The following is a 345-nucleotide window of genomic DNA, read 5'->3' as shown; positions in this document are numbered from 1 at the left end:
AGAACCGCGCCGCCGACGTCCCCATCGTCGGCGACGCCCGCGAGGTCCTCGCCGACCTGATCGTCGCCGTCCAGGCCGAGTACGACGCCGGCCACCGCAGCGACTACACCGACTGGTGGAAGCGCCTCAACGAGTGGAAGAACACCTACCCGCTCGGCTACGAACCCGCCCCCGACGGCCGCCTCTCCCCCCAGCAGGTCATCGAACGCATCGGCCAGCTCGTCGGCCCCGACGCCATCTACGCCGCCGGCGTCGGCCAGCACCAGATGTGGGCCAGCCAGTTCATCCAGTTCGAGAAGCCCGCCACCTGGCTCAACTCCGGCGGCGCCGGAACCATGGGCTACG

The 345-nt window shown here is 70.4% G+C and carries 1 protein-coding gene; it reads left to right on the top strand.

The genetic code is table 11. The features are described 5' to 3' along the window. The coding region (locus tag QSK52_RS39230; RefSeq protein WP_285741058.1) for a thiamine pyrophosphate-dependent enzyme at nt 1-345 on the top strand (345 nt) is incomplete at both ends.

The sequence above is a fragment of the Kitasatospora phosalacinea genome, assembly GCF_030268885.1.
In the GTDB taxonomy this organism is placed as follows: domain Bacteria; phylum Actinomycetota; class Actinomycetes; order Streptomycetales; family Streptomycetaceae; genus Kitasatospora; species Kitasatospora phosalacinea_C.
Note: the sequence above shows the minus strand (reverse complement) of the source record. Positions and strands in the feature narration are given on the sequence as shown.